Annotated in this window: 27 protein-coding genes; 12 read left to right on the top strand and 15 right to left on the bottom strand. The window is 69.9% G+C overall.

Going from position 1 to position 24416, the window contains the following annotated elements:
- Positions 1–25: 25 nt before the first annotated feature.
- Together ACYVF7_RS15850 and ACYVF7_RS15845 are read right to left on the bottom strand one after the other, a co-directional pair.
- A complete protein-coding gene (locus ACYVF7_RS15850) occupies positions 26–433 on the bottom strand; it encodes a cupin domain-containing protein (RefSeq protein ID WP_460340390.1) in 408 nt (135 codons plus the stop codon).
- Positions 434–502: 69 nt separating this feature from the next.
- Positions 503–931, bottom strand: a complete 429-nt coding sequence (locus tag ACYVF7_RS15845; protein ID WP_460340387.1) for an RNA polymerase sigma factor — start codon at positions 929–931, stop codon at positions 503–505.
- Positions 932–1073: 142 nt separating this feature from the next.
- On the opposite strand from ACYVF7_RS15845, the gene ACYVF7_RS15840 reads away from it, so the two are divergent.
- A complete protein-coding gene (locus ACYVF7_RS15840) occupies positions 1074–2531 on the top strand; it encodes an MFS transporter (RefSeq protein ID WP_460340384.1) in 1458 nt (485 codons plus the stop codon).
- Between the two features lie 161 nt (positions 2532–2692).
- Here ACYVF7_RS15840 and ACYVF7_RS15835 read toward each other — a convergent pair whose 3' ends face one another.
- Positions 2693–3616, bottom strand: coding sequence for an SDR family NAD(P)-dependent oxidoreductase (locus tag ACYVF7_RS15835; protein WP_460340381.1), 924 nt, complete (start codon positions 3614–3616; stop codon positions 2693–2695).
- Between the two features lie 139 nt (positions 3617–3755).
- Between ACYVF7_RS15835 and ACYVF7_RS15830 the strand changes: the two genes are divergently transcribed.
- Positions 3756–4625, top strand: a complete 870-nt coding sequence (locus ACYVF7_RS15830; RefSeq protein WP_460340378.1) for a helix-turn-helix transcriptional regulator — start codon at positions 3756–3758, stop codon at positions 4623–4625.
- 75 nt (positions 4626–4700) lie between these two features.
- Here ACYVF7_RS15830 and ACYVF7_RS15825 read toward each other — a convergent pair whose 3' ends face one another.
- The gene (locus ACYVF7_RS15825; RefSeq protein WP_460340375.1) at positions 4701–5129 is read right to left on the bottom strand and encodes a hypothetical protein; all 429 of its coding nucleotides are present in this window, start codon (positions 5127–5129) and stop codon (positions 4701–4703) included.
- A 142-nt stretch (positions 5130–5271) separates the two neighbouring features.
- Between ACYVF7_RS15825 and ACYVF7_RS15820 the strand changes: the two genes are divergently transcribed.
- From ACYVF7_RS15820 to ACYVF7_RS15800, 5 genes are all read left to right on the top strand, one after another.
- Entirely contained in the window at positions 5272–5877 is a 606-nt protein-coding gene (locus ACYVF7_RS15820; protein WP_460340372.1) for an AAA family ATPase, read from the top strand.
- A gap of 340 nt (positions 5878–6217) precedes the next feature.
- The gene (locus ACYVF7_RS15815; RefSeq protein WP_460340369.1) at positions 6218–7219 is read left to right on the top strand and encodes a zinc-dependent alcohol dehydrogenase family protein; all 1002 of its coding nucleotides are present in this window, start codon (positions 6218–6220) and stop codon (positions 7217–7219) included.
- Positions 7220–7392: 173 nt separating this feature from the next.
- Positions 7393–7926, top strand: coding sequence for a hypothetical protein (locus tag ACYVF7_RS15810; RefSeq protein WP_460340366.1), 534 nt, complete (start codon positions 7393–7395; stop codon positions 7924–7926).
- 47 nt (positions 7927–7973) lie between these two features.
- Positions 7974–8993, top strand: a complete 1020-nt coding sequence (locus ACYVF7_RS15805) for a hypothetical protein (protein WP_460340364.1) — start codon at positions 7974–7976, stop codon at positions 8991–8993.
- A gap of 31 nt (positions 8994–9024) precedes the next feature.
- Complete coding sequence (locus ACYVF7_RS15800; protein WP_460340361.1) at positions 9025–10359, top strand: Dyp-type peroxidase; 1335 nt, start codon at positions 9025–9027, stop codon at positions 10357–10359.
- Positions 10360–10675: 316 nt separating this feature from the next.
- On the opposite strand, the gene ACYVF7_RS15795 is transcribed toward ACYVF7_RS15800, so the two are convergent.
- The 4 genes from ACYVF7_RS15795 to ACYVF7_RS15780 all read right to left on the bottom strand — a co-directional run bounded on the left by ACYVF7_RS15795 (position 10676) and on the right by ACYVF7_RS15780 (position 12849).
- Positions 10676–11239, bottom strand: coding sequence for a dihydrofolate reductase family protein (locus ACYVF7_RS15795; RefSeq protein WP_460340358.1), 564 nt, complete (start codon positions 11237–11239; stop codon positions 10676–10678).
- 68 nt (positions 11240–11307) lie between these two features.
- Positions 11308–11814: an SRPBCC family protein gene (locus ACYVF7_RS15790; RefSeq protein WP_460340355.1), complete on the bottom strand. Its 507-nt coding sequence runs from the start codon at positions 11812–11814 to the stop codon at positions 11308–11310.
- Positions 11815–11923: 109 nt separating this feature from the next.
- The gene (locus ACYVF7_RS15785; RefSeq protein WP_460340352.1) at positions 11924–12052 is read right to left on the bottom strand and encodes a DUF397 domain-containing protein; all 129 of its coding nucleotides are present in this window, start codon (positions 12050–12052) and stop codon (positions 11924–11926) included.
- Positions 12049–12849: a helix-turn-helix domain-containing protein gene (locus ACYVF7_RS15780; RefSeq protein WP_460340349.1), complete on the bottom strand. Its 801-nt coding sequence runs from the start codon at positions 12847–12849 to the stop codon at positions 12049–12051. The genes ACYVF7_RS15785 and ACYVF7_RS15780 overlap by 4 nt, the downstream gene beginning before the upstream one ends.
- Before the next feature lie 100 nt (positions 12850–12949).
- Here ACYVF7_RS15780 and ACYVF7_RS15775 point away from each other — a divergent pair, with 100 nt between their 5' ends.
- Genes ACYVF7_RS15775 through ACYVF7_RS15765 form a run of 3 tightly spaced genes read left to right on the top strand, consistent with a single transcriptional unit; the run spans position 12950 to position 14685 of the window.
- On the top strand, positions 12950–13240 hold the full coding sequence (locus ACYVF7_RS15775; protein WP_460340346.1) for a hypothetical protein: 291 nt from the start codon (positions 12950–12952) through the stop codon (positions 13238–13240).
- The gene (locus ACYVF7_RS15770; RefSeq protein ID WP_460340343.1) at positions 13221–13484 is read left to right on the top strand and encodes a hypothetical protein; all 264 of its coding nucleotides are present in this window, start codon (positions 13221–13223) and stop codon (positions 13482–13484) included. Before ACYVF7_RS15775 ends, ACYVF7_RS15770 begins: the two co-directional genes overlap by 20 nt.
- 10 nt (positions 13485–13494) lie before the next feature.
- Complete coding sequence (locus tag ACYVF7_RS15765) at positions 13495–14685, top strand: low temperature requirement protein A (protein ID WP_460340340.1); 1191 nt, start codon at positions 13495–13497, stop codon at positions 14683–14685.
- Positions 14686–14709: 24 nt separating this feature from the next.
- Here ACYVF7_RS15765 and ACYVF7_RS15760 read toward each other — a convergent pair whose 3' ends face one another.
- From ACYVF7_RS15760 to ACYVF7_RS15730, 7 genes are all read right to left on the bottom strand, one after another.
- Positions 14710–15669, bottom strand: coding sequence for an alpha/beta fold hydrolase (locus ACYVF7_RS15760; RefSeq protein ID WP_460340337.1), 960 nt, complete (start codon positions 15667–15669; stop codon positions 14710–14712).
- 105 nt (positions 15670–15774) lie between these two features.
- Positions 15775–16842: a winged helix DNA-binding domain-containing protein gene (locus tag ACYVF7_RS15755; RefSeq protein ID WP_460340334.1), complete on the bottom strand. Its 1068-nt coding sequence runs from the start codon at positions 16840–16842 to the stop codon at positions 15775–15777.
- A gap of 155 nt (positions 16843–16997) precedes the next feature.
- The gene (locus ACYVF7_RS15750; protein WP_460340331.1) at positions 16998–17690 is read right to left on the bottom strand and encodes a hypothetical protein; all 693 of its coding nucleotides are present in this window, start codon (positions 17688–17690) and stop codon (positions 16998–17000) included.
- A gap of 133 nt (positions 17691–17823) precedes the next feature.
- A complete protein-coding gene (locus ACYVF7_RS15745) occupies positions 17824–20202 on the bottom strand; it encodes an AAA family ATPase (protein WP_460340328.1) in 2379 nt (792 codons plus the stop codon).
- 185 nt (positions 20203–20387) lie between these two features.
- Positions 20388–21020, bottom strand: coding sequence for an HhH-GDP family DNA glycosylase (locus ACYVF7_RS15740; RefSeq protein WP_460340325.1), 633 nt, complete (start codon positions 21018–21020; stop codon positions 20388–20390).
- Positions 21021–21047: 27 nt separating this feature from the next.
- Positions 21048–21746 carry a sugar isomerase domain-containing protein gene (locus ACYVF7_RS15735; RefSeq protein WP_460357933.1) on the bottom strand — a complete coding sequence of 233 codons (699 nt, stop codon included), beginning with the start codon at positions 21744–21746 and terminating at the stop codon, positions 21048–21050.
- Positions 21747–21831: 85 nt separating this feature from the next.
- A complete protein-coding gene (locus ACYVF7_RS15730; protein ID WP_460340322.1) occupies positions 21832–22248 on the bottom strand; it encodes a hypothetical protein in 417 nt (138 codons plus the stop codon).
- 308 nt (positions 22249–22556) lie between these two features.
- Between ACYVF7_RS15730 and ACYVF7_RS15725 the strand changes: the two genes are divergently transcribed.
- Together ACYVF7_RS15725 and ACYVF7_RS15720 are read left to right on the top strand one after the other, a co-directional pair.
- Positions 22557–23780 (top strand): sensor histidine kinase, encoded by a 1224-nt coding sequence (locus tag ACYVF7_RS15725; protein ID WP_460340319.1) that lies wholly within the window; start codon positions 22557–22559, stop codon positions 23778–23780.
- On the top strand, positions 23777–24382 hold the full coding sequence (locus tag ACYVF7_RS15720; protein WP_460340316.1) for a response regulator: 606 nt from the start codon (positions 23777–23779) through the stop codon (positions 24380–24382). The genes ACYVF7_RS15725 and ACYVF7_RS15720 overlap by 4 nt, the downstream gene beginning before the upstream one ends.
- The last annotated feature ends 34 nt before the right edge of the window (positions 24383–24416 follow it).

The raw sequence follows: 24416 nt of genomic DNA, 5'->3' as shown, positions 1-24416 counted from the left end.
GCGCCCGGGCCTACCCTCGACGTACTCAGACCGGAATGAACAGCGCCTCGTACGGTGGCTCGCCGACACCGGTCGTGACGTGCCCGGTTCCTGTGGTGTCGGCGGCGAGCACCAGGTCGCCGGGGCCGAAGCGACGCCGGCTGCCGTCGCTGACCGTCACCTCGATCGTTCCGCGCAGCATCACCACCCACTGCTCACGCGGTGCCGGGTGCGCGGTGCTGTCGAACGCGGCGCTGCCCACGAACTGCACACCGCCGCTCGACGGCACTCCGCCGACCGACATGGCCGGCACCCCGTCGGCGACGTGCCGGCGTTCGAGTGCGATCTCGCCGTCCTCGAACGCCGACTCGCCATCCTCAGTACGGACAATCTTCGTGAAGCGCATCAATTCGCTGCTATGAACCAGCTGCTCGACATCGACTGGATTGGTCATGCGCAGCAGTGTGCAGCCCGACCTCCGGCACCGCGATTCCCCGCAGGGAATCGCGGTGGCTCGCAGAGATCACCAGGCGGCGTCCACGTTGTCGTGTCCCCGGGTGATCCCGTGAAGACGGCCGTCGTCGAGGCGGGCCACCTGGCCGCTGCCGAAAAGGAGGAGGTGGTCTCCGGAGCCGAACGGCCGGATGCCCCTCGCGAAGGCCGGGACTCTCGTGAACCCGCCGGCCAGGTCTCCGGTCGTCGCCGAGATCCGGGTGATGGCGTCGAAGGCGTTGGCGTCCTGCACCACGTCCTCCGCGCTGGCACGATCGCCGACGATCAGCAGCGCGACCCGCACCATCTCCGGGTGATGTTCGTGGAACAGGGCGGTGAAGACCGCGGCCGTGTCCTGGTCGGAATCACCCCGAGGGTGCGCGGGGTCGTTCCGGTCTTCGGCCGGGTCACGACGCCGGGAGGGAGGACCGTTCGCGGCCCCCAGTGTTTCGATCTTCACACCACTTACACTCGCCAGACCTTGATCGGTTGCCTCCTGGATCGGAGCGGATACGACCGGCCGGCGTGCAACCGAAGCCGGCGGGCCGGGGTTTCCACTCCTGTACGAATCGACCCCCAATCTTCGTCAGGAGCATGAGCCGATGAGTCGGCAACGACACAACGGGGCCCTGCTCGCCGTCCTGCTGACGGCGCCCTTCCTCTCCCAGGCCGACGCCACGATCGCCAACGTCGCCACACCGGCCATCCAGAGCGACCTGCACGCGTCGGCGACCTCCGCAGAGCTCGTCATCGGCGGATATCTCATCGCGTTCGCGGTGCTGCTGATCACCGGTGCCCGGCTGGGACAGACGCACGGATACAAGCGGATCTTCATGCTGGGCACCGGCCTGTTCATGGTGGCGTCGCTGCTCGCCGGGCTCGCGCCCGACGCGGCGATACTCGTGATCACGCGGGTCGTCCAGGGCGCGGGTGCGGCGCTGATGTTCCCCCAGGCGCTCACCGGCATCCAGCTGAACTTCGCCGCGGCCGAACGCGTCCGCGCGATCGGGCTCTACGGCATCGCGCTGTCCGGAGGTGCCGTCACGGGCCAGATCCTCGGCGGTGTGCTCATCACGGCCGACCTCGCGGGTACCGGCTGGCGGGCCATCTTCCTTGTCAACGTGCCCGTGTGCGCCGTCGCCATGGCCGCTGCGGCGCGCCGCCTGCCCTCCGACCAGGGGCGCGGCGGCCAGAAGGTCGACTTCGCGGGCGTGGCGACGCTCTCGCTCACGGTGCTGCTGATCGTCCTGCCCCTGATCCTCGGACGTCCCGAAGGCTGGCCGGCGTGGACGTGGGTGTCGCTCGCCGCGAGCGTGCCGGCCCTGGCAATCTTCGTCGCCGCCCAGCTGCGCACCTCCGCCCGCGGGCGGGCACCCCTGGTCAACCTCCAGGTGCTGACCAGGCCGACGGTCGCGTGGGGCCTGTTCACCCTGACGGCCGCGACGGCGACCTACTACGCGCTGCTGTTCACCCTCGCCCAGTACCTGCAGAACGGCCTGGGGCGCGGTCCGCTGGTCTCCGGGCTCATCCTGGTCCCCTGGGTGGCGGCGTTCGGACTGGCCGGTCAGGCCGCCCGGCTCGTACCCGGAAGGTTCGCCCGCGTGCTGCCGGTCGCGGGATGCGCGCTGCTCACCGCCGCGTACCTGACCATCAGCGCCGACCTGTTCACCGGTTCCCACAGCCTCGGGCCGCTGATCCCGTTGCTCGCCGCCGGGGGCTTCGGGCTCGGGACGCAGTTCAGCTCCCTGCTCGGCCGCCTCACCAACGCGGTCCCGCCGCGCTACGCGCCCGACATCAGCGGCGTCAGCACGACGGTCCTGCAGATCGGCGGGGCGCTCGGCGTGGCCGCCTTCGGAGCGGTCTACCTGAGCGGGGCGACACCGCACGACACGCCGCGGACCACCCACGCGTTCGCCGTCACCGCCCTCGTCCTGGGCTGCACCGCGCTGCTGGCCACCGTGTGCTCCTGGCTGACCCTCCGCAGCGGCGACGGCCCCGCCGAGGACCCCACAGGATCCGGCGAATCGCCCGCCGACGACCAGGTCATCACCTCCGCGTGAAAGCCGCCGGAACGAGACCGCCCGTCGAACGCATCACGCGGCGTACGCGGCCGTGAACCGTTCGACGGCCTCCCAGAGCTCGCGTTCGCACTGCGCGTCACGCGGCGTACGCGGCCGTGAACCGTTCGACGGCCTCCCAGAGTCCGCGTTCGCACTGCGCGTCAGGCGGCGTACGCGGCGGTGAGGCGTTCGGCGGCGTCCCAGAGCTCGCGTTCGCGCTGCGGGTCGTACGACTCCTCGGACGACCGGACCACCCGGCTGCGGTCGACGTAGGACCCGGTCGGTGCCTTGGTCCGGCCGAGGACGACGTCGGCGAGGTGGCGTCCCGCGGCGCCACGGCCGGTCGCAAGCGGGGTGAGGACCAGCGCCGGCAGGATGAAGCGCATCGCGAACCGGGAGACGGGGTCGGCGTCGCGGGCGAGACCGGTGCCGGGGACCAGCCCCGGGTTGTAGGCGACGACGTCGATCCCGCCCGGCAGGCGGCGCGCGTACTCGTGCACGAGGTAGATGGCGGCCAGCTTGCTCGTCGAGTACGCGGTACGCCCGGCGGCCGTGGTGTCCGGCTTGGGGAAGGCGCCCGTACGGGCCAGGACGTCCGGGGACTGCCAGACCGGGCCGGGAACGATGCCCAGGTTGTGCTTGAAGTCGCCGAAATGGGTGTCGCTGACGGTGATCACGATCCGGGCGGGAGAGGCGAAGCGGTCCTCGAGGAGGCGGACGAACAGGTGGTTGGCGAGCACGTTGATCGCGAACGTGGACTCGAACCCGTCGGGGCCCTCGGTGAGCGCGTTCGTGTACTGCACGCCCGCGTTGCCCACGAAGCCGCGCAGCGGCGGCAGGTCACCCCGGTCGAGCCGGTCCCGGATCTCCGCGGCGGCCGACCGTACGCTCTCGAGCGAGCCGAGGTCCGCCGCGACGTACGAGACCGCGCGCCCACCGGCGCCGAGCTCCGCGGACAGCCGCGCGCCGGAGGACCCTCGGGCGACGACGAGGAGATGCACGTCCGGCGACTCGCGCAGGATGCACTCAGCGCCGGTACGGCCGATGCCGCGGGTGGCGCCCGTCATGACGATGGTGGATTCCAAGGGAGGCTCCTTCACTGATCGGCCGGGTGCGGCGCGTCCCCAACGTTCGCCGCCCTCACCGCCGCCGGCCAGTGCCGCGCCCGTCACTAGGACCGGCAGTACCCAGGCTCATCCCGCGCCGAGTCGCGAGAATGGACCCATGGCTGCCCCCCGCTCCGGCTTCGGCGCGCTCCTGCACGCCTGGCGCGACCGCCTCTCCCCGGCCGACGCCGGCTTCACCGTGACGGCCGGCCGCCGTGCCCCGGGACTACGCCGCGAGGAGCTCGCGCAACTGGCCGGGGTCTCGGTCGACTACGTCCTGCGGCTGGAGCAGGGACGCGCGAAGAATCCCTCGGCCCAGGTCGTCGGCGCCCTCGCCCGGGCCCTTCAGCTCTCCCGTGCCGAGCGAGACCGGCTGTACCGAAGCGCCGGGCTCCTTCCGCCACAAGACGGGACGATCAGCACCCATGTGCCCCCGGGCGTCCAACGGCTCGCCGCGCGCCTCGGAGACTTCCCGATCGGGGTGTTCACCGCCGACTGGACCCTCGTGTGGTGGAACGCTCTGTGGAGCGCTCTGCACGGCGACCCCTCCGGAGTCCCCGCCACCGAGCGGAATCTCGCGCGCGCCGTCTTCGGCGACGGCGCCGCTCACGCCGCGCTGCGTCCCTTCCGGTCCGACCGCGACGAGGACGCCTTCCCGGCGGCGATCGTCGCCGATCTCAAGGACGCCACGTCCCGCTATCCCGCGGATTCCCAACTCGCGTGTCTCGTGGCGGACCTCCGCGGAACATCGAAGGCCTTCGCGCATCACTGGGACACGGCGACGGCGGCCCAGCACACGACCGACCGGAAGACGATCCTGCATCCGGAAATCGGCGACATCCTGCTCGACTGCGATGTCCTCGTCGTTCCGGGCGCGGACCTGCGCATGGTCACCTACACGGCGGCGGCCGGCAGCAGCGACGCGGGAAAGCTCGACCTTCTTCTCGTCACCGGCGGCCGTACCACCACCGCGCGGCCCACGACGTGATCGTCGCGGGCCGGACGGCGGAGACGGCCCGCACGCCCGGCCGGACGAGCCGCGCCCTCGGGAGAGGAGCGCATGTCAGTTACAGGACTTGATGAACCTCACGTCCGTGACGACGTAGCCGGGGGTCCGTACCTTCTTCTTCCCCTTGGTCCCGGGGTTGACGGTGATGCACTTCGCCGGGCCTCTCTTGCCCGTACGCGAGGCCATCATGGGCTGGAATGAGCGCTTTTCCGTGCAGTGATTGTTGAAGTAGATGGTGGTGGAGACCCATCCCGGACTGTACGAGACGTTGATGCGTTTGCCCTTGGGGGATTTGCAGGCGGAATGCTGGCGCTGCGGGTTACTCTTCACCGTCACATCCGGTACGATCTTTGCGGCTTGGACGGAGATGTCGACGGACGTCTTCGGATCGCCGGCCGCCTGATCGGCGATGGCTGGAGCGGATACTCCCAAGTCGAGGGTGATCAATACCGCAGCCACAAGAGCGGTTCTGCGAGGATTCACGGCCACCTCTCCTTCTGCCGAAAAGGCAAGTCGATCTTGGAGTGTAAGAATCAGGTCGCGCAGGCTGTAAGGGTCTGGTGACCCTAGTTCGACTAGGACCGTGGACCTATTGCAATCACGTCTCGCACGGCATGCTGTCCACGTGCGCTACTGCCAGTCCTGTGAGAAGCAAGTCGCCATGGAGCCGCGCAAGGGGCGCGCGGTCTGCCCCGAGTGCGGCCGCGCGGATGACCGTGCCGCGCTCGGGCCGCTGTTCATCGTCACCGGAGCTTCCGGCTCAGGGAAAACCGCCGCCCTTGCCCCACTCGCCCGCAGACTGCGAGGCCGCTGCGTCACCTTCGACGCCGACCTGCTCATGGACGCCGCGGCCGCGCTCAGCGGCAGCCAACCGATCAACTGGCCCGCATTCCGTGACGTATGGCTGGCCGTCGCTCACGGCGTCGCCCAATCGGGGATTCCCACGGTCCTGCTCGGACCGTTCATCCCCAGCCACCTCGAGGATCTCCCCGCCCGTCGCTGGATCGCGGACATCCATTTCATCGTGCTCGACTGCCCGGATGAACTGCGGCGCGCCCGCATCAGCGCCCGCCCTCCCTGGCGAAGCCGCGACATCGAAGAGCAAGTCGAATTCGGCCAATGGCTACGCCGCAACATCACCGACCGCGTCGACACCGGCAGCGGAACCCCAGAAGACACCGCAGCGGCCATCGCCGCCTGGATCGACCGCCACCTCACAGCCACCCAGTAGGCGCCACGTGACGATTGCGGTCATGGGCATGGCCTGGCAGGCATCCGGACGTCGAAGGCCTCACTGGAGCGGATTACGGGACTTTCTTCCGTCCGGGGCGACGGCCCTCGTTCTGCGCTGTCCCGCCACACGGCAATTTTCCCGTCTGAGTGCACACCGCTGAACAAAGGGCCTCGCCCGTCGGTGACATTCAGGCGTTATGCCGGGTATCGCTCCGGCCGCAGCCCGCCCCACACCCGGATCAAGCGCCTCGAATAGCAGCTTGCGGCAGCGGGTATTCACCGCATTCGGAGCAGCTTCCGGCCCAGAGAAGGAAGCGGCGCATCTCGGGGGGCAAGCGATGAAAGGTGTCGTTTTCGACCGGCACGGCGAGCCGAAGGACGTGCTCGCGGTCACCGACCGGCCCATTCCCGAACCGGGGGCCGGGGAGGTTCGAGTCCGTGTGATCGCCACTCCGGTCAACCCGTCCGATCTGCTGTACGTGCGGGGCCACTACGCCGGCGTCGAAGCGCGTTTTCCGGCTCCCGTCGGCTTTGAAGGTGTCGGAATCATCGATGTCCTGGGCCCGCAGGTGGAGGGGTGGGAGCCTGGGCAGCGCGTCGTGGTCGTCAACGGCCAGGGAGGCAACTGGGCGGAGTACGCGGTCGTACCGGCCCTCGACCTGCTTCCCACGCCGGAGGGGCTTCCCGACGAGCAGGTGGCCTCCTTCATGATCAATCCGGCCTCGGCCCTCCTCATGGTCCGTCATGTGCTGGCGGTGCCCCGGGGTGAGTGGCTGCTCCAGTCGGCGTCCACCTCGGAACTGGGCCGCATGGTGATCCGCCTGGCGAAGCACGACGGCATCCGAACGGTCAACATCGTCCGCCGCCGCGAGGCGGTCGCGGAACTGGAGGCCCTGGGTGCCGACGTCGTCCTGGTGACCGACGACGGCCCGATCGACGAGCAGGTCCACCGCGTCGTCGACCCGGAGGGAGTCAAGTACGCCATCGACCCGGTGATCGGGGACACCGGCACCCAGATGTTCAAGGCCCTCCACGAGGACGGGCGAATGCTCCTCTACGGCTCTCTCACGCGCCAGCCGATGCTCGTGGGAGATGACCCGCGCTACATTCTCGCCGGCCGCCGGAGGCTGGAGGTCTACTGGCTCGGATACTGGCTGCCGAGGCTCGACCGGGAGATGCGGGAGAACCTGGTCCAGGGCATCGTCGAGCTCATGCGCGAGGGAGTCCTCGAAACCTCTCCCGGGACGAAGTTCCCGCTCGATCAGATCGAGGCGGCCGTGACCCGGTCCGAGATGAAGAGCCGCCAGGGAAAAGTGCTCCTCATACCCGGCTCGGAGTAGAAGCCCTCCGGTCGACAGATGCCCGTAGGCCGCGACGGCGTGCAGAATGCTCGGCGACCGGGACGGATCCCGATGATGGCGCGGACGGTCGGCATCGCCGATGTGTGGGATGATTACCTGGTCAGGTGGCCTATGGCCGGTTCCCCCTCTGGCTGTGTGAGGGAGGAGCCGGTATGGACATCACGCCGCAGGCGGTGGTGATCCCCAAGGAGACCGACCACCTCGAACAGGGCAAGTACGGCCCGGTCTTTCCCCGGAGCCCGGCATGTTATGGGTTCACCATCATCGCCGACGTCAAGCCCGGCCGGGCCGACGCGATCCGTAACCACGGTCACGCGCTCGCCAAGGCCTTGGAGGCCGATCCGCATCTTCTGGCGCCGCTGAAGCTGCACTACCTGCGCTGGGTGCTGTTCGACGACGACACCCGGTTCATGTATCAGGGGATCTTCGACACCGACTTCGACAAGTACACCGAGGACGCCATCGCGTTGTTCACCAAGGCGGGGGTGAACACGGCGTTCGAGAACCTGGTGGGCTTCCCCGCGGACTGGAGGACCAACCCCGAGGCATTCGTCAGGTTCGTCCGCGAGCACCACTGCCCGAGCTTCATCGAGTACGGAGAGTATCCGTACGTGACCGCCGATGAGATCAAAAAAGCGCTGCGGATCAAGGGCGCCCTGTCGGAGATGCTCGACCAGATGCAGTGAGATCGGGCTGGCGCCCTGGTCTCGCCGCGGCCGATCGGAGGCGAGGTATGGGTGAGTCGAAGACCGCGCGCACCTACAACCAGAACCATGTGCCGCGTCCCTGCACTCCGGGCCGACGGCGGGTGAGCATCTACGTCTCGTGGAGTTATCCGGCCGAGGCGGGCAGGAACCCGGCCGAGCTCGACAACCGGTTCTCCACGATGACCGAAGTGCGGCGGGTGAACTGGCCGGCGTATGAGGACCCCCGCTGGTGTGACCCGCTGCGCTTCCAGCAGGGCATCGCCGGATCGCTGGAGCTGTTCTTCCGGGGGTGGGCGCCGTTTCAGCGGTTCGCCGAGGAGACCACCGGCCATCCCGTGCCGGTATACCAGCGCGTCGACCAGGCCGGGTTCCGCGCCCTGCTGGACGAGCGGGTGCTGGATGACACCGACACCCTGTTCGTCTTCGGCCTGGACCACATGACCACCGGGCAGGAGGCCGAGCCCCCAGAGATCGAGGCGCTGCGGCACTTCCTGGCCCGGGAGGGCACCTGCCTGGTGCTGGGACCGCACCACGACGTGGGAGCCTCAGACGATCCGGCCGTACGCGACGCCGAGTACCACCATCACGGAGACGCGCTGGTGCCCCGGCAGCAACGCTTCGCCCGCTACGTCCGCGGCCTGATGCGCGGGCTGGGAGTTCCGGTGGAGAACCGTTACGGGCTGCGGCCCGCGGTGCAGGAGTCCAAGACGATCGCTCCGTTGTCGGTCAACCGGGACCTGGACGCCCGGGGATGGCTGGACGGGGTCACCACTTTTAATTTCCACATGCACCTGCCGCACTACGCGGTGACGACCGACGAACCGGACATCATCCACGTCCTGGCCAGGCAGCCGATCGACCCCTCCAGGCCGGCGCACCCCTTCACCGAGGCCGGCAACACCGAGTTCAACATGTTCTTGTGGATGCCCCCCGCTGGAGAACGGGCCGGCGACGTGCTGCTGGCCGACTCCACGATCTTCAGTTCGCTGTTCGGCGGCGACGAGAGCCTGCGCGCCTTCTGGAAGAACATCCTCTCGGCGAAGTGACACCCATCCACCTGCGGAAGAGGGGGCATCGGTGAACACCCCGCAATCGGCAGCGCTCGAGCTCGACGACATCCAACGCGGGGTCCTCAGCCCCCGGCCGACCCCGTACGCGGCCACCTACATCCTGTTTCGCATCGACGACCGGACAGGCGGCCGGGAGCTGATGCGGCGCGTGCGCGCCGCGGTGACCTCGGCCGCCGACGCCACAAGCCCGCTGGGCGACGCCTGGGTGAGCGTCGCGCTCACCTTCTGCGGCCTCAAGGCCCTGGGGGTGCCACCGCACGCCTTGGAGACCTTCGCCTGGGAATTCCGGCAGGGGATGGCCGCACGGGCTGCGGCGCTCGGCGACGTCGGCGACAGCAGCCCCGAACACTGGGAGGCGCCGCTGGGCAGACCCGACGTCCATGTGGTGCTCACGGCCCTGGCACCCGACAGCACCCGCCTGCAGGCTGCCATCGACCGCGCCCGCCCGGCCTATCAGCGCCTGCCCGGGGTGAGCGCGATCTGGCGGCAGGACTGCCATGCGCTGCCCACCGAGACCGAACCCTTCGGCTACCGCGACGGCATCAGCCACCCGGCCGTCGAAGGCAGCGGCATCACCGGCTCCAACCCGCTGGAAACACCGCTGAAGGCCGGGGAGTTCGTGCTCGGCTACCCCGACGAACTCGGCGGCGTCCAGACCCCGCAGCCCGAGATCCTGGGACGCAACGGCACCTACGCCGCCTTCCGCAAACTCCACCAGCGCGTCGCCGCCTTCCGCCGCTACCTCAAGGACAACGCCACCGGCCCCGAGGACGAGGAACTACTGGCCGCCAAGATCATGGGCCGCTGGCGCAGCGGCGCCCCGCTGGCGCTCTGCCCCACGCGCGATGACTCCCATCTGGGTGCCGACCCGCATCGCAACAACGCCTTCCTGTACGAACGCCACGACCCTGCGGGGTTCATCACCCCCTGCGGCTGCCACATCCGCCGGGGCAACCCCCGCGACGCGGCGGTGGCCGGAGAGCCGAGGCTGCACCGGATGATCCGGCGCGGCACCGCCTACGGCCCGCCGCTGCCCGACGGGATGCTGGAGGACGACGGGACCGACCGCGGACTGATGTTCGCCTTCATCGGAGCGCACCTGGGCCGGCAGTTCGAGTTCGTCCAGTCCGAGTGGATGAACGATGGCGTCTTCTTCGGCGCAGGCAACGCACGCGACCCCCTCATCGGCTCAGGCGACGGCCCCGATGAGTTCACCATTCCGCGGCGGCCGCTGCGACGGCGCCTGCGTGCGCTGCCGCGCTTCGTGGTCACCCGCGGCGGCGAGTACTGCTTCATACCCGGCCTGAACGCCCTGAGCTGGCTCGGTGACCTCCGCGACTAAGGGGCGCGGCAAAGACCGACTGACGCGATCTTGTACGGCGTCGCACTGACCGTCATCCTCGCCACGGCAAGCGCAGTCGGTGAACGCCGGCTCATACGGGCCAGATCCCGAAAATCCGCCGCGCCGAGACCATGGGCAACGCCTTCCGCCGCCCAGCCGCGTATCGGTCCCTGACCGAGTGGACCGCTACGGGGCGCGGGCGAGCACTGCCACGAGGGTGCGCTCTCCCTCTTCCACCAGGGCACCTTCGACTGGCTCGACACCGTACTCGCCGGCTGACCTGGTTCTGGGCGCGTCGCGCTCCTGGGCAGTACACCTAGCGCACCACTCGGTAGCGGAAGTAGACGACTTTTGAGCTGAAGGTGCGGGTCTCGACGAGTTCGAGATCCACTCGGCGCTCGCGCTGGGGAAAGAACGGAATGCCACCGCCGACCAGCACCGGGTAGACCCTAGCCCGGTACTCGTCGATCAGACCCAATGCGGCCGCCTCGGCGGCGAGGGTCGCGCCGCCGATCGCGATGTCGCCCTCCCCCGGCTCGGCTCGCAACCGCTCGATCTCCTCCGCCAGGCCGCCGGAGGCCAGGCGGGCGTTGCCCTGCACCGCCGACAGCGTGGTGGAGAACACCACCTTTGGAAGCGGCTTCCAGAGCGCGGCCCACTCGAGCATTGAGTCGTCGAGCGATGGATCCTGGTCGGCGGTCTCCCAGTACAGCATCGTCTCGTACAGCCGTCGTCCCAACAGGTGGACGCCGACCCCTCGTATCTCGTCGATCCAGGAGCGAAAGACCTTTTCGTCGGGCCCCGTCCAGTCGAACTCGCCGTCCGGCCCGACGATGTAGCCGTCGAGTGAGACGTTCATCGAATAGGTCACGCTGCGCATCAGAAGTCCTCCTCGGTAACGGGCTCGACAGTACGACCGGCGGACGCCGCAGGACTCATCGCGGGCGTTCAGGCCCGGGGCGTCGGTGCGGCGAGTTCGGCCAGGTGGTGCAGCGAGTTGGTGAGATGCTCAGGGCCGAACGGCGGGAACTGGAGGAACTCCCGGATGAACTGCGGCACCGCCGACCAGTCGTAGGTGAGCGTGACCTCGGTCTCGGACGGACCGAGCGCCGCGAGGTCGTAACGCCAGGTCCAGCCGCCGAAGTCCAGTTGACCGTCGTCCTTCTCCGTCCCCGGCAGCCAGCCGATGGCGCGCGGCGGGTCGAACACCTGCACCTTGTTGGCCATCCGGTAGTCACCGTTCGGATGGTTGGCGTGATACATGCCCATCCGGAAGATCTGCCCCACCTCGGTCAGCGGCGCCCGGTCGGCAGGTTCCCGAACCCAGCCGGTGCCGTCGATCGCAGAATGCGCCGTCGGGTCCGCCAGCACCGCGAACACCCTGGCGGCGGGCACGGCGACGGTCAGGGTGACGCTCATGTTCTCCTGGTCCACGGTGTGCACGCTCCTCGTCATCTCATGTCGGACCTCCCGCAGGCGCGGAAGGGGGACGTTCCAACATGTAGACAACGCGGCGAGGCGAAACGCATCGGTCGCGTGAGCGGAACCCGCGGATCAACCTGACCTAAGCGTCCCGACCAACGCTCCGGGACTCAGAGAGGACGAGATGCGCGACCTCCACGCAGTCGCTACTTACCTCCTCACCGGAGTAACTGGACTTTCGCCAAGTGCCGTCTGAGGGATTGACGTTCACATCTGCTCCATGATCGCGCGGATCAGTTCCTCGGACTCAGAGATCGGGAGCGCAACACCCCGAACCTGGTCGAACCGTACCGCCAGCGAGTGGACTTGTTGAGGGGCGTCGATCAGCTGACCGTAGCCTCCCGCGCCGTCCACGTAGGCCAGGTCCGCGCCCTCCATGTAGCCGAGCAGCATGAAACCACCGGACACGTAGACCGGCGCACCTGCCGGGATCACCTGAATGCTGATGTTCGGACGCCGGGCCATCTCCAGCAGGTGGGCGAGTTGCCCCTTCATTACCTCGGCATCGCCAACGACCTCACGCAGCACGGACTCCTTCATCAGGATCACCAGGAACGGCGGATCGTCACGGTCCAGGATGTCCTGGCGGCCCAGCCGGAGCGCGACGTCTCGCGCCAGCCGGTCGTCCTTCTGCCTGGCGCGTAGCACCTCTCTGGCGTACGCCTCCTTCTGCAGTAGGCCGGGGACCAACAGTGGTTGGTAGATGCGCAGGGAATCCGCCAGCTGTTCCTGCTCTGCGTAGCTGGTGAAGGCGGGAGTCAGCGCGGTCTCTCGTACGACGTGTGGGTGGAGCTCTTCGAAGTACCTGTCCAGGTCGAAGAGGCGGTCGAGCTCCTTCGACACGTCCAAGGTGGGGATGCGGCGGCAGTTCTCGAAGTGGCCGATCATCTTGCCGCTGATGATGCATTCCCGGCCCACGTCGTCCTGGGTGAGCTCGGCGCGCTCGCGGTGGAGGCGCAGCCGGTAGGCGTACTGCTCGGCGGCCGAGGCCGACGGATCGATGTCCACGTGGTCTCCATGGGGGGTTGGAGAGCTGCAGATATAGCCGAGCGTAGCCGTGCGACGACAGTCTGGAGCGGGAAACCGATCGAATTCCAGGAGGTCGTGGATGGGCCGAGAGACGACGGGCGGGGCGGTCGCCCGCCATCTGCACGAACTGCGGGACTGGCTGGACGCCGCCGGCTTCACCGCCACGGTCGAGACGCCGCGCGGCGGCATGCCGTACGTGCGGGTCGGGAACCGGCACGCGCCCGTTCTCTGCGAGAAGATCCGGATCGATCGCTACCGGGTCGACGGCGACGCGCTGTGGTTCTTCTACTCCTGGGGCGATCCGATCTGTCCCGCCCAGGAGACGGGCCGGGCTGCTCAGGAGATCACCCATGTCCTCGGCAACCGGTGACTCCCCGGGGCCGGTGACGCGGGTCGATCACGTCGGGTTCGGCCGGGCGCCGGATCCGGTCTGGGAGACGCGGTGGGGGTGGCTGGATCGGCTTCGCCGGGAGTTCCCGGGATGGGTGGCGCTGTTCGATCCGTTCGCGTCCGTCTGGGTCGCCGTGCGAGGGAGAGAGGCGTACGTGACGGGTGCGACAGCGTACGAGCTTCGTGATCGTCTCGAATCCCTGCGCAGGTCCGCGCTGCCGTAATCTTCGGCGCATGGAGCATGGGACCCCGGCGGGGCTGCTGCGCTCCCGCGGTGACGGGGCGACGCGCGTGACGTTCTTCGAGCTGTTCTTCGACCTGGTCTTCGTCTTCGCGGTGACGCAACTGTCCCACCGGCTGCTGAAGGATCTCACCGTGAGCGGCGCCGGTGAGACGTTGGTGCTGCTGCTGGCCGTCTGGTGGGCGTGGATGTACACGTGCTGGACGACCAACTGGCTCAATCCAGACCATCCCGCCGTACGGATGACGCTGACCGGGACCATGCTCGCCGGGATGCTGATGGCGGTCGCGATCCCCAAGGCGTTCGAGAGCCGGGCCCTGTGGTTCGCCCTCGCCTACGTCGCCTGTCAGGCCGGACGGACGGCCTTCGTGACCTTCATGACCCGGCGGGACGAGCTGGCCAAGAACTTCGTGCGCATCCTGGCCTGGAAGCTGACCACGGCCGTGCTCTGGATCGGCGGTGCCTTCGCCGACCATCCGGCCCAGGTCGTGGCCTGGGTGGGGGCGCTGGCACTGGAGTACGCCGCGCCCTGGCACGGCTACACGTTCCCGGGGCTGGGGCGTTCGAGGACGTCGGACTGGAATATCGACGGCGGGCACATGGCGGAGCGCTGCCAGCTGTTCGTGATCATCGCGCTGGGCGAGTCGGTGCTGGTCACGGGCAGCACGTTCAGTGACCTGCACGGTGCGGGGATGGCCGCGGGCGCCGCCTTCACGGTCGGCTTCCTCGGCAGCGTGGCGATGTGGTGGATCTACTTCGATCGGAGCGCGGAGGCCGCGGCGGAGCGCATCGCGGCCTCGGAGGATCCGGGCCGCCTCGGCCGGTCCGCGTACACCTTCATCCACCTGCCGATGGTCGCGGGGATCATCGTGAGCGCCGTCGCCGACGAACTGATCGTCGCGCACCCGCACGGGCACGTCGCCGGCGGTACGGCGGCGGTGGTGCTCGGCGGTCCGGCGCTGTTCGTGGCGGGGCACGCGCTGTTCAAGCGGGCGGTGTGGGGTCACTTCACGACCGCGCGTGTGCTGACGCTGGCGGCGCTCGCCGTGCTCGTGCCTGTCTCGAAGCTGGTCGACCCGCTGACGCTGGCGTTCCTGGCGCTGCTGGTCATGGCGGCGATGGCCGGCTGGGACGTACGGTCGCGCCGGGCCCGTGTCATGGTGGTGCCCGAGCAGGCCGCCTGACAGGCGCGTCGCGCGGGCCGTAGGTCAGGCTCCGCTCGACACGTGCGGGGCGACCTCCTTCGGCTTCCTCCGGTCCGTGGCGCGGCCGGCGCGCAGGAGCCGCCGCCACTTCGCGGGGTCGTGCAGTGCCGGTTCGGTGCTGTCCAGGAATCGCTCCACGCTGGCGACGAAACGCTCCGGTTCGTCATGGTGCGGGAAGTGCCCGGACCGGGCGAACACCTCCAGGCTGCTGCCGGGCATGGCGGCGTGGGCGATCCGCGCGTGGCGTACGGGGATCACGTGGTCCTCCGCGCCCCAGACGATGAGGATGGGCATGCCCTCGGCGAGGTAGCAGCGGTCCAGCATGGTGATGACCTGGCCGCGCACGTCAACGCCGGCCCGGAGGGTGCGCAGGAACGCCTGGCGGGCGGTCGTCGAGCGCAGTCCCCGGTAACGCCGGAGCATGTAGTCGAAATCCGTGCCGAGGAACAGGCCGCCGGTGAGGCGCAGGACGGGGGCGGCGAGCCGTACGGCGGTGCGCGCCGGGGCGGACGTCGCCAGCGCCAGGCCGACCTCGGCGCCGGGTGCCGCCGCAGCGCGGAGGATCGGATGGACCTCGCGGCCGATGCCGCCGCTGGCGACGAGTACGAGGCGTTCGCAGCGTTCGGGGAACTGGTAGGCGAACTGCATGGCGATGCCGCCCCCGAGCGAATGGCCGATCACCGAGACGCGGTCGACGTCGAGAACGCTGAGCAGGTCGCGCATGCCGCAGGCGTACGCGGCGATGCCGTAGTCGGCGCGCGGTTTGGCGGACTCGCCGTGGCCGAGCAGGTCGGGCGCGATGACGGTGTGGTTCTCCGCCAGGCGCGGGATGACGTCGAGCCAGGTGCCGGAGTTGTCGCCGATGCCATGGATCAGCAGCAGCGGAGGCCCGCTGCCGACCATGCGGAAGGCCCGCCAGTATCCGTGGATGTCACGGAACCGGATGAGAGATCCAGGACTCATACCTGCTCACCACCCGAGGTCGCTTCCTCGCATCGTGCGGCGGGCACGTTACGTGTTCACTACCGGGCTGTAAGTCCACCGTAACGGCGGTCGTACGAGGGGCGGTCAGGCGGGTGAGGACAAGCCCGGAGAGATCCGGGCGAGGCGCGCCCGCGCGGCGGCGATCGCCTCCTGCGGGACGTCCTCCCAGAGCGTGGTCCGCTCGTCGTCCCACACGCCCGCGACGCGGCCGCCGCGCAGCACGACCGGGGAGATCCAGCCGCCGCTGCGGCTCACGGCGGCACGGTGCTCGGCGGGGATGATCTCGGTGGCGCCCGTGCCCGCGCCCAGGACGTACGCGTCGAAGGCGCCGAGGAGCCGGACGCCCGTGCTCGGCGGGGTGGCGGCCAGCTCGGCGACGTGCTCGGCGAGCATGACGCGCCGCTCGCCCTCGACATCGACCTCGGTGACCTCGACCGCCTCGGTGAACCAGCTCTTGAGGAGGGCCTTGCGGGTGGCGCCTCGGCTCAGCCACACCTTGTCGAACAGCGCCGGCGTCGTGGGACCGTGCGCGCCCAGGAACGCCCGGACCACGGTGGCCGCCGGGTCGGGTGTCTCCGGCAGCCAGGCGGCGCTGACGAAGGTGACCCGGTTGCCCCGCGGCGGGCCGAAGCACAGGACCTTCCACCAGGCCAGCGGCTTGAGGAGGGTGCCCCAGCCGGACCCGAGCACGTCGGCGAGGTGGCCCGAGCCCGTACGGTCGACGATCTCGGCGGTGAGCTCCTCACGCGTGAGGGCCGTGCCGCCGGACAGCGCGTCGGTCGCGGCCGCCGCGATGGCCTCCAGGTCGGCGGGGGTGGCGCCGAACGTCTTCTGCCAGCTCGCCCGCTCCCAGTTGCGGTGGGCGCCGGACACGGTGAGGTAGGCGGCGGCCTCGTCGGCGGGCAGGAGGTGCAGGGTGCCGCGCATGGCCCAGGTCTTGACCAGCCTGCGGTCGGCGAGAGCCTCCGTCACCGCGCCGGGTCGGGGCTCCGCCTGCCGTACCGCGATCGCCAGCTCGGCGGCCGAGGCCACCTGCGCCTGCACGCCGGCGAGCCGCCGCACCACCTCGACCGGGTCGCCGCCGCCGGCCGGATCGAGGAACTGCCGCCGCAGCCGCCAGGCCAGCACCTGCCCCCACGTCACCGTCTCCACGAACGGCACCCTAGAGCGCCGGACCGACACTCGGCGGCCCGGGCCTCCTCACCGACGGCTGATGCCGACGAACCGGCCTGGCCGCCGTGGACGGCCCGGGCGCCCCCGGCCGGTACGGCGCGCCGGTTCGGCCTCGGTCGTCCGAATCCCGCGCGTCAGTGTTCGGCGGCGTTCCGGAAGCCGAACGTGGTACCCGCCAGATCGTTGGCGACGGTCTTCATGGCCAGGAGCATTCCGGCGGTGGAGCCGTCGACCCAGACGCACATCGACGAGAAGGGGGAGCCGGCGTCTCCGGTACCGCAGCGCAGGACACCGCCGAAGCGCCCCGGCTCGATGTCCTGTTCGTTCGAGAAGTGGCCTTCACCGCGGAAGAGCTCATCGGCCTCGTGCGAGGCGGAATGGGCTCGCAGCTCTCGACGCATATCCGGATCGGCGTCCGCGCTGAACCCAATGAAGATCAGCCGTTGGTCGGGCTTGTGGTTCTTGTCGTAGATGGCGATGGCCGCCTGGTCGGCGCGCGCACTCTCGCCGGTGTTGCTCGCCGCCGCAGCCCGCATCCTCGCGATGACGCGGTCCGCGACGTTTCCGGTCAGGCGGTCGTACTGACCGACCGAGTCCGGGACCGTGATCGTGTGCGTTGGTCCAGCGTTCTTCCAGCCCCGCATCACCGCGCCGGCGGTGGCGAGCACCGTGAACACGAGGATGACCGCCCCGACGTACCGCCCGATTTTCCGGACGGTGCCGCGTTCTTCCGGAATCGGGGGAAGCGGCTCGGCCGGGGCCTGCGGGATGGATCCGGCGAGCGGAGCCGACCAGTACCGCGTCGGCCGTCGCTCGCCATCGCCCATCTCACCTTCTCTCACATCGGAGGCCGGTGCGGGCGGTGCGGGTTCGTCGTGTGGGGCGGTCACGCAAGATGGACGCGGTACTCCCGAAACGCGTTTACGCCATCCCAGGCGGACGTGGTGTCCTCGGCGGCGGTCAGTGGCGGCGGGCCAGCTCGGTGTAGGCGGAGCGGACGTCGTCGGTCATGAGGGTGGTCAGGTCGGCGGTGGTGGCGTCCGCGCCGAGTTCGGCGACGCGCAGGTCGCGGAAGCCACAGGCCTTCTCGTAGACCGAGCGCACGAAGCGGCCGTTGCCGAGCTCGTCGATCCGGCCGAGGCCGCAGACGCGCTGGAAGATGCCCGCCAGGTCGTCCAGTGCGCCCTCTTCCCAGTTGTCGCCGCCCTTCGCGGCCAGTTCGAGGGCGATCTCCAGCAGTTCGTCGGGGCCGTAGGAGGGAAACGCGACGCGTTCGGCGAACCGGGACGCCAGGCCCGGGTTGGAACGCAGGAACCGGTCCATGTCCTCGTCGTAGCCCGCGAGGATGACCACCAGGCGCTCCCGGTCGTCCTCGGCGCGTTTCAGCAGGGTCTGCACGGCCTCGGCGCCGAACGCGTCGCCGCCGGCGTACCCGGGGTTGATCAGGGAGTAGGCCTCGTCGATGAACAGCACCCCGCCGAGCGCGGAGTCGATCACCTTGTTGGTCTTGATCGCCGTCGATCCGAGGTGTTCGCCGACGAGGTCGGCGCGCTGGGTCTCGACGACCTCGGGCCGGGCCAGCAGGCCGAGCGCGGCGAAGACGCGGCCGAGGACGCGCGCGACGGTCGTCTTGCCGGTGCCGGGAGGGCCGGCGAAGACGAAGTGCCGCATCGGCGGGTGGGTGCGCAGGCCCTGCTCCTCACGCAGCTGCGCGACCTGTAGCTGCGCGGCGATCGCGCGGACCTGCCGTTTCACCGGCTCCAGGCCGGTCATCGCGTCCAGGTCGGCGAGCGCCTCCTCGAGGGTCGGCGTCTCGGCGTAGCCGCGGTAGCGCTCGGTGAGCTCGGCGAAGGCGACCTCGACGTCGACGGCGCCGATGGTGACGAGTTCGTCCGGCGTGGGCTCGGCCCGGGCGTGGACGACCCGGACGTCGCGGGCGCGGGCGGCGGACTCGACGAGGGAGCGCACGAAGCGGCCGTTGCCCAGCTCGTCGATGACGCCGCGCCGCGAGACCTCCTCGAACTTCAGCCGCAGGCACGGCCCGGCGTCCGGGCCGAGGCGGTCGCCGCGCAGCCCGGTGTGGTACTCGGCGATCTCCAGCAGCTCCGCGGGCTGATATGCGGGGAACTTCACGCGCGTCCCGAACCGGGACGCCAGGCCCGGGTTGGAAGCGAGGAAGCCCTCCATCTCCTCCTCGTAGCCCGCCAGGATGATCACAAGGTTGTCGCGGTCGTCCTCGGCGCGTTTGAGGAGCGTCTGGACGGCCTCACTGCCGAAGCGGTCGGGCTGGCCGTCGCCGGTGTTGACCAGGGAGTACGCCTCGTCGACGAACAGGACGCCGCCGAGGGAGCGGTCCACGACCTCGTTGGTCTTGATCGCGGTGGCGCCGAGGTACTCCCCCACCAGGTCGGCGCGCTGCACCTCGACGACCTGCGGGGTCGGCAGGAGCCCGAAGGCGTAGAAGATCCGCGCGACGGCTCGGGCGACGGTCGTCTTGCCGGTGCCGGACGGCCCGACGAACACGAAGTGCCGCATCGGCTTCTCGGTGGGGAAGCCCGCCGCGGCGCGCATCCGGGCGGCCTCGATCGAGGCGGCGATCGAACGCACCTGCCGCTTCACCGGCTCCAGGCCGATCATGGCCTCCAGCTCGGCGAACGCCTCGTCGACCGAGATGTCCGGAACGTCGTCGGCCGTACGGGCCTGGGCGTGCTCCGCGCGGCTCTGGCTCTGGCTCTGGCTCTGCGGGGCGTACTCGTCCTCCTCGGCGTAGTCCTCCTGGGCCCAGCCGGTGTCGTACGCCTCGGCGGGGACGATGCGGCGCGCCTGCCACCAGCGGTACCCGAGGACGGCCAGCGCCGCCGCCCACGCGGGCGCGGCGTTCAGCCGGGGCAGCGGGTTGGCGAGCGCGGCGGCCACGATCCCGGCCAGGCCGAGGGACACGGCCGCGGTGCGCCACGGCGCGTACGCGTGGACGCGGTGCGCGAGGAAGGCGACCGGCAGTGCCAGCGCTCCGAGGAAGACGGCCTCGTGCCCGCCGGCCGGGTAGAGGTGGCTGAGCGGGATCACGGCCGCGAGCCAGCAGGCGACGACGAAGGCGGTGGCCATGCCGCTCGGCGAGCGCAGGGTGAAGTCGACGACGAGAAGCAGCGTGGCCGTGAAGACGACGGTGGTGAGCAAGGGCAGGCCCGCGACGATCGCGACCGCCGCCGACCCCACCACCAACAGCAGAAACGTCAGTCTCCGCAAACCCGGCTGAACCCGGAAATACCGCCAGCGGGCACGTTCGAACAGATCACGCGCCACCGGAGGGCGCGATCGGGATCTGCCGAACGGTCGCATCGCTCTCCCTCATGCCTGAGGACGTGTATAGCGCAGCTTGGGCACCGAATGGCAGATCCCATTGCGTGGCGCGTCCCTATCAAGACCGTTATCGGACAGTGGCGACGCCCCTGACACACGCTCCCCGGCCGACGCCGACCGGCCGGCCGGGCGGCAGATCCCGGCCGGATGCCGATGCCCCACCCCTAGCCTTTCGCGACCTGGTCGGCGAGCTTCTTGTCCTTGGCGACGCGGACGAGGGCGGCCGTCAGCGGCGCCAGGTCGCGCTCCTTGACCAGGTCGGCCAGGCGCTTGGGATCGGTCGGCAGGCCGACGCGCTCGGCCCCCTTCACCGTCAGATCGTCGAAGTACGGGCGCAGCCACGGCCATACGGCCTGCGCCTCACGGCAGAAGATGTCCGCGCCCACCGGGCCGATGCCGGGGAACTCCTCCAGCAGCTCCTTCGCGTGGCCGATGTCGCGCTCGGCCCTGAGCGGCAGCTTCCGCAGATCACCGTCGTACGCCTCGAGGACCCGCTCGGCCATGTCCCCGAGACGGCTGGAGGTGCTCTCGTCGTATCGAACGTAGTGCGCCCGGCCGAGCGCGTCGACGCGCTGCTGCCAGGTGAGCTTCGCCATGCCGCGCGCCGTCCCGCCGCCCGCCTCGAACAGCTCCCGGGCCGCGGCGACCGCGATGTCCGCGCTGATCCGGGTGCTCAGCAGGTTGGCGAGGACGAGAAGCTTGAACAACGCGGCCGGCGTGTCCTTCAGCTCGATCCCGGCCTCTTCGGCGAAGGTTCGCCCGGCCTCCGACAGCAACGCCTTGACCGTCTTGTCCATGACGCCACCTCCAGGTAGGTCAGGTCCTTACCCCATAACCGACGTTCTTAGTACGGGCACGCGTTCCGAGTAGCGCGCCAGCAGTTCCGCATTGCGTTCATCTCCCCCAGGAACGTTGGCACTCACCCACAGCGGCAATTCGGCGCGTTCGGCCATCCGGGCGAGGAGGAGATTCCACAGGTAAACGGAGCACAACGACGACAGCGCCGCCGTACGCGGGGCGTCGGGGGGATGGGACACGTCACCGGGCGGCGCCAGGGTGTCGAGCACCAGGTCCGCGATCTTGTCGAGCTTCACCCCCGCCCGCGCCGGGGCGATCTCCATCGACGGGCCGGACGCCACCGCGATGACCGGCAGGCCGTACGACTTCGCCGCCATCGCCAGCTCGACCGGGTAGGGGTTCGAGCCGCTGTTGGAGAAGATCATCACCAGGTCGCCCCGCCGGGGCGCCGCGGCCTCCAGGACCGGAGCGGCCATGCCGGACCGGCGTTCGGCCTGCGTGGCGGGCCAGGCTCCGTGCAGCGGGGAGATCTCCGGCCGGTACAGCGGGTACACGCACGCCAGTCCCCCGGCGCGGAAAAAGCCCTCGAGGACCATCCCGAGCGAATGACCCGACCCGCCGAGGTAGAGCAGGCCGTCCTTGGCGACCGTGTCGAGGACCAGGCCGCGGGCGCGATTCAGCGCCTCGGCGTTGTGCCGCTCGACACGGTCGAGATGGGCTCGCATCCAGTTCACACGAACGGGTTTATCAGTTTTCCCGCCCGCCGCTCCAGACGTTGATCATGATCTTACGGAGTGGACTGGAGATCGCTCAGGGAAGCTGGAGGGTGCCGTTGATCGTCCCGGCGTCCGAGCGCCCCGCCTGGACCCGGAAGCAGGTGCCCTTCTTCACGCTCTTGTCGAAGGTGAAGTAGTGGCCGGTGTAGCCGTTGAGCTGCCGCCAGCCGGTGAGCGCCTTCTTCGCCCCGCAGGTGACGAGCCGTACGCCGACGGCGTGATTGCGGTGCTTGTAGTCCAGATCGACCTTGACCTTCCCCGCGCGACGCGTGATGAACTTCGCCGTCGCGTACTTGGTGTCCTTGCTCTCCGTCTTCTCCCAGAAGAACGTCTGGATCTCGTACGCGCAGTAGCTCGACTTGCAGGCGGCTTTGGCCGCGGCGGCCGGGGACGCGGAGAGGCCTGCGGCGGCAATGCCCGCCACGGCGACGAGGGCGATTTTGCGATACATGGTGACCCTTGATCATTTATGAGGGAAACGCGCGGCGATGAGCACGCGCGGCATCGGGCGGGTCGACTATGGCGAGGGCGTCGCGGGCCGGAAAAGGGTCTCCGGGCCCAACCGGCCACCGGCCGCCTAGGTCTCTCGGCCCAAGCCGCTGAGACGTACGCTGCGGTAACGAACCCGACCCCATGCGTTCCACGACATTTGTCCCGCCGGACACCGGGACGGGTGCATCTGCACGCATCGTCGACCCTCGCCTTAGAGTGTGGGACCGCGGGCGGACGAGTCCCGCGCGGCGAGGGGGCGGGGCGCGCGTGAGCTGGCGGATGAAGGCCGGACGGGATCCGGCGGAGGCCGAAGCGGCCGGGAAATCCCCCGAGCCCGACTCCTCCGACACCACCACCGAGCCCCAGACGAAGATCGCCGACCACGTCGACGACAGTCCAGGCCCGTTCGGGACGTATCCCTGGCTCCTGATCGGCTACGACGCGTTCGACTACGTGGTCCGCGGCCACGCCCGGCCCGTCTGGGCATCCGGGTCACTCCTGGCGATATACACCGGACTGCTGGTCACGGCCATCTGGTACGGCTACCGCCGAGGCCAGGGCGACCGGCTCGCGGTCGCGCTTCTCGTGGCCGCCGGGCTGGACGCCTTCGTCCTGGCCGGCTGGTTCGGGCACGGGATGAACGAGCTGATGCCCACGCTGGCCCTGGGCTGCGGAGTGGTGCTCCCGTGGGGCCGTCGCCCCTGGCCGGTCGTGATCGTCACACCGCTGTCCGTCGTCGCGGGACTCCTGGCCTGGGCCCGGGGCGCGTCGGCCGGCGACGCCTTCGGCACCTGGTACGGGACCTTCGTCTCCGGCTTGGTCATCGCCACGCTCCTGCGGCTGTTCAGCGCGGTCAAGGAACTACGGGAGGCCCGCGAGGAACTGGCCAGGACGGCGGTCTCCGAAGAGCGCCTGCGTTTCGCCCGCGACCTGCACGACCTGCTCGGGCACACTCTGTCGGTGATGGTGGTCAAGGCGCAGGCGGCCCGCAAGCTCGCCCCACGCGACGCGGAGCTGGCCGCGAGCCAGGCCGCCGACATCGAGGAGATCGGCCGCGACGCGCTCCGGCAGGTGCGCCTCGCCGTGTCCGGCTACCGCGGCCGCGGGCTGGCCGCCGAGATCGACGGCGCCCGTACCGCCCTGCGGGACGCCGGCATCACGGCGACGGTCCGGCAGGAGCGCACCCCTCTGCCGGAGGAGGCCGACGCCCTGCTCGGCTGGGCCGTACGCGAGGGCGTCACCAACGTCATCCGGCACAGTGGCGCGGAGACCTGCGAGATCTCGGTGGTCCGGCAGGGCGGCACCGCCGTCCTGACCGTCCGGGACGACGGACGCGGAGCGCCGGCGCCGTCCGATACGTCCGAGGGCAACGGCCTTCGCGGACTCGTCGAGCGGATCAGCGGCGCGGAGGGCCGGCTCGAGGCCGGTCCGGCCGACGGGGGCGGCTACCGACTCACGATCACGCTGCCTCTGAAGGAGAGTATTTCTTGATCAAGGTGCTGCTCGCGGAGGACCAGGGCATGATGCGCGGTGCGCTGGCCCTGCTCCTGAACCTCGAGGACGACTTCGAGGTCGTCGGCCAGGTGTCCGCCGGCGATCAGATCGTCCCGGCGGCGCTGGAGCTGCGGCCCGACGTCGCCGTCCTCGACATCGAGATGCCGGGGCGCAGCGGTCTCGACGCCGCCGCCGACCTGCACGCCGAGCTGCCGAACTGCAAGATCCTCATCGTCACGACGTTCGGCCGGCCGGGCTACCTGCGGCGTGCGATGGAGGCGGGCGCGAGCGGCTTCCTGGTCAAGGACGGACCGGTCGAGGACCTGTCGGCGGCGATCCGCCGGGTCCTCGCGGGCGAACGCGTGGTCGACCCCGAGCTGGCCACCGCCGCGCTGAGCGCGGGCCCCAGCCCGCTGACCCAGCGCGAGTGCGACGTGCTGTCCGCCGCCGCGGACGGGTCCACCATCGCCGACATCGCCGGGCGTCTGCACCTGTCCGAGAGCACGGTCCGCAACTACCTGTCCGCGGCGATCGGCAAGACCGGCGCCCGCAACCGCATCGAGGCCGTACGGGCCGCCCGCCACAACGGCTGGCTGTGACCGCGGGCCATACGGACCGACCGCCCGGCTGTGA

This window comes from Actinoallomurus acanthiterrae (genome assembly GCF_054775715.1).
This window is presented reverse-complemented; position numbering and strand designations above follow the sequence as displayed.

Coding starts and splice junctions, on each gene's coding strand:
- ACYVF7_RS15850 (WP_460340390.1), bottom strand. CDS start 433: ATGACCAATCCAGTCGATGTCGAGCAGCTGGTTCATAGCAGCGAATTG.
- ACYVF7_RS15840 (WP_460340384.1), top strand. CDS start 1,074: ATGAGTCGGCAACGACACAACGGGGCCCTGCTCGCCGTCCTGCTGACG.
- ACYVF7_RS15830 (WP_460340378.1), top strand. CDS start 3,756: ATGGCTGCCCCCCGCTCCGGCTTCGGCGCGCTCCTGCACGCCTGGCGC.
- ACYVF7_RS15815 (WP_460340369.1), top strand. CDS start 6,218: ATGAAAGGTGTCGTTTTCGACCGGCACGGCGAGCCGAAGGACGTGCTC.
- ACYVF7_RS15810 (WP_460340366.1), top strand. CDS start 7,393: ATGGACATCACGCCGCAGGCGGTGGTGATCCCCAAGGAGACCGACCAC.
- ACYVF7_RS15805 (WP_460340364.1), top strand. CDS start 7,974: ATGGGTGAGTCGAAGACCGCGCGCACCTACAACCAGAACCATGTGCCG.
- ACYVF7_RS15795 (WP_460340358.1), bottom strand. CDS start 11,239: ATGCGCAGCGTGACCTATTCGATGAACGTCTCACTCGACGGCTACATC.
- ACYVF7_RS15790 (WP_460340355.1), bottom strand. CDS start 11,814: ATGACGAGGAGCGTGCACACCGTGGACCAGGAGAACATGAGCGTCACC.
- ACYVF7_RS15775 (WP_460340346.1), top strand. CDS start 12,950: ATGGGCCGAGAGACGACGGGCGGGGCGGTCGCCCGCCATCTGCACGAA.
- ACYVF7_RS15770 (WP_460340343.1), top strand. CDS start 13,221: ATGTCCTCGGCAACCGGTGACTCCCCGGGGCCGGTGACGCGGGTCGAT.
- ACYVF7_RS15765 (WP_460340340.1), top strand. CDS start 13,495: ATGGAGCATGGGACCCCGGCGGGGCTGCTGCGCTCCCGCGGTGACGGG.
- ACYVF7_RS15760 (WP_460340337.1), bottom strand. CDS start 15,669: ATGAGTCCTGGATCTCTCATCCGGTTCCGTGACATCCACGGATACTGG.
- ACYVF7_RS15750 (WP_460340331.1), bottom strand. CDS start 17,690: ATGGGCGATGGCGAGCGACGGCCGACGCGGTACTGGTCGGCTCCGCTC.
- ACYVF7_RS15745 (WP_460340328.1), bottom strand. CDS start 20,202: ATGCGACCGTTCGGCAGATCCCGATCGCGCCCTCCGGTGGCGCGTGAT.
- ACYVF7_RS15740 (WP_460340325.1), bottom strand. CDS start 21,020: ATGGACAAGACGGTCAAGGCGTTGCTGTCGGAGGCCGGGCGAACCTTC.
- ACYVF7_RS15735 (WP_460357933.1), bottom strand. CDS start 21,746: ATGCGAGCCCATCTCGACCGTGTCGAGCGGCACAACGCCGAGGCGCTG.
- ACYVF7_RS15730 (WP_460340322.1), bottom strand. CDS start 22,248: ATGTATCGCAAAATCGCCCTCGTCGCCGTGGCGGGCATTGCCGCCGCA.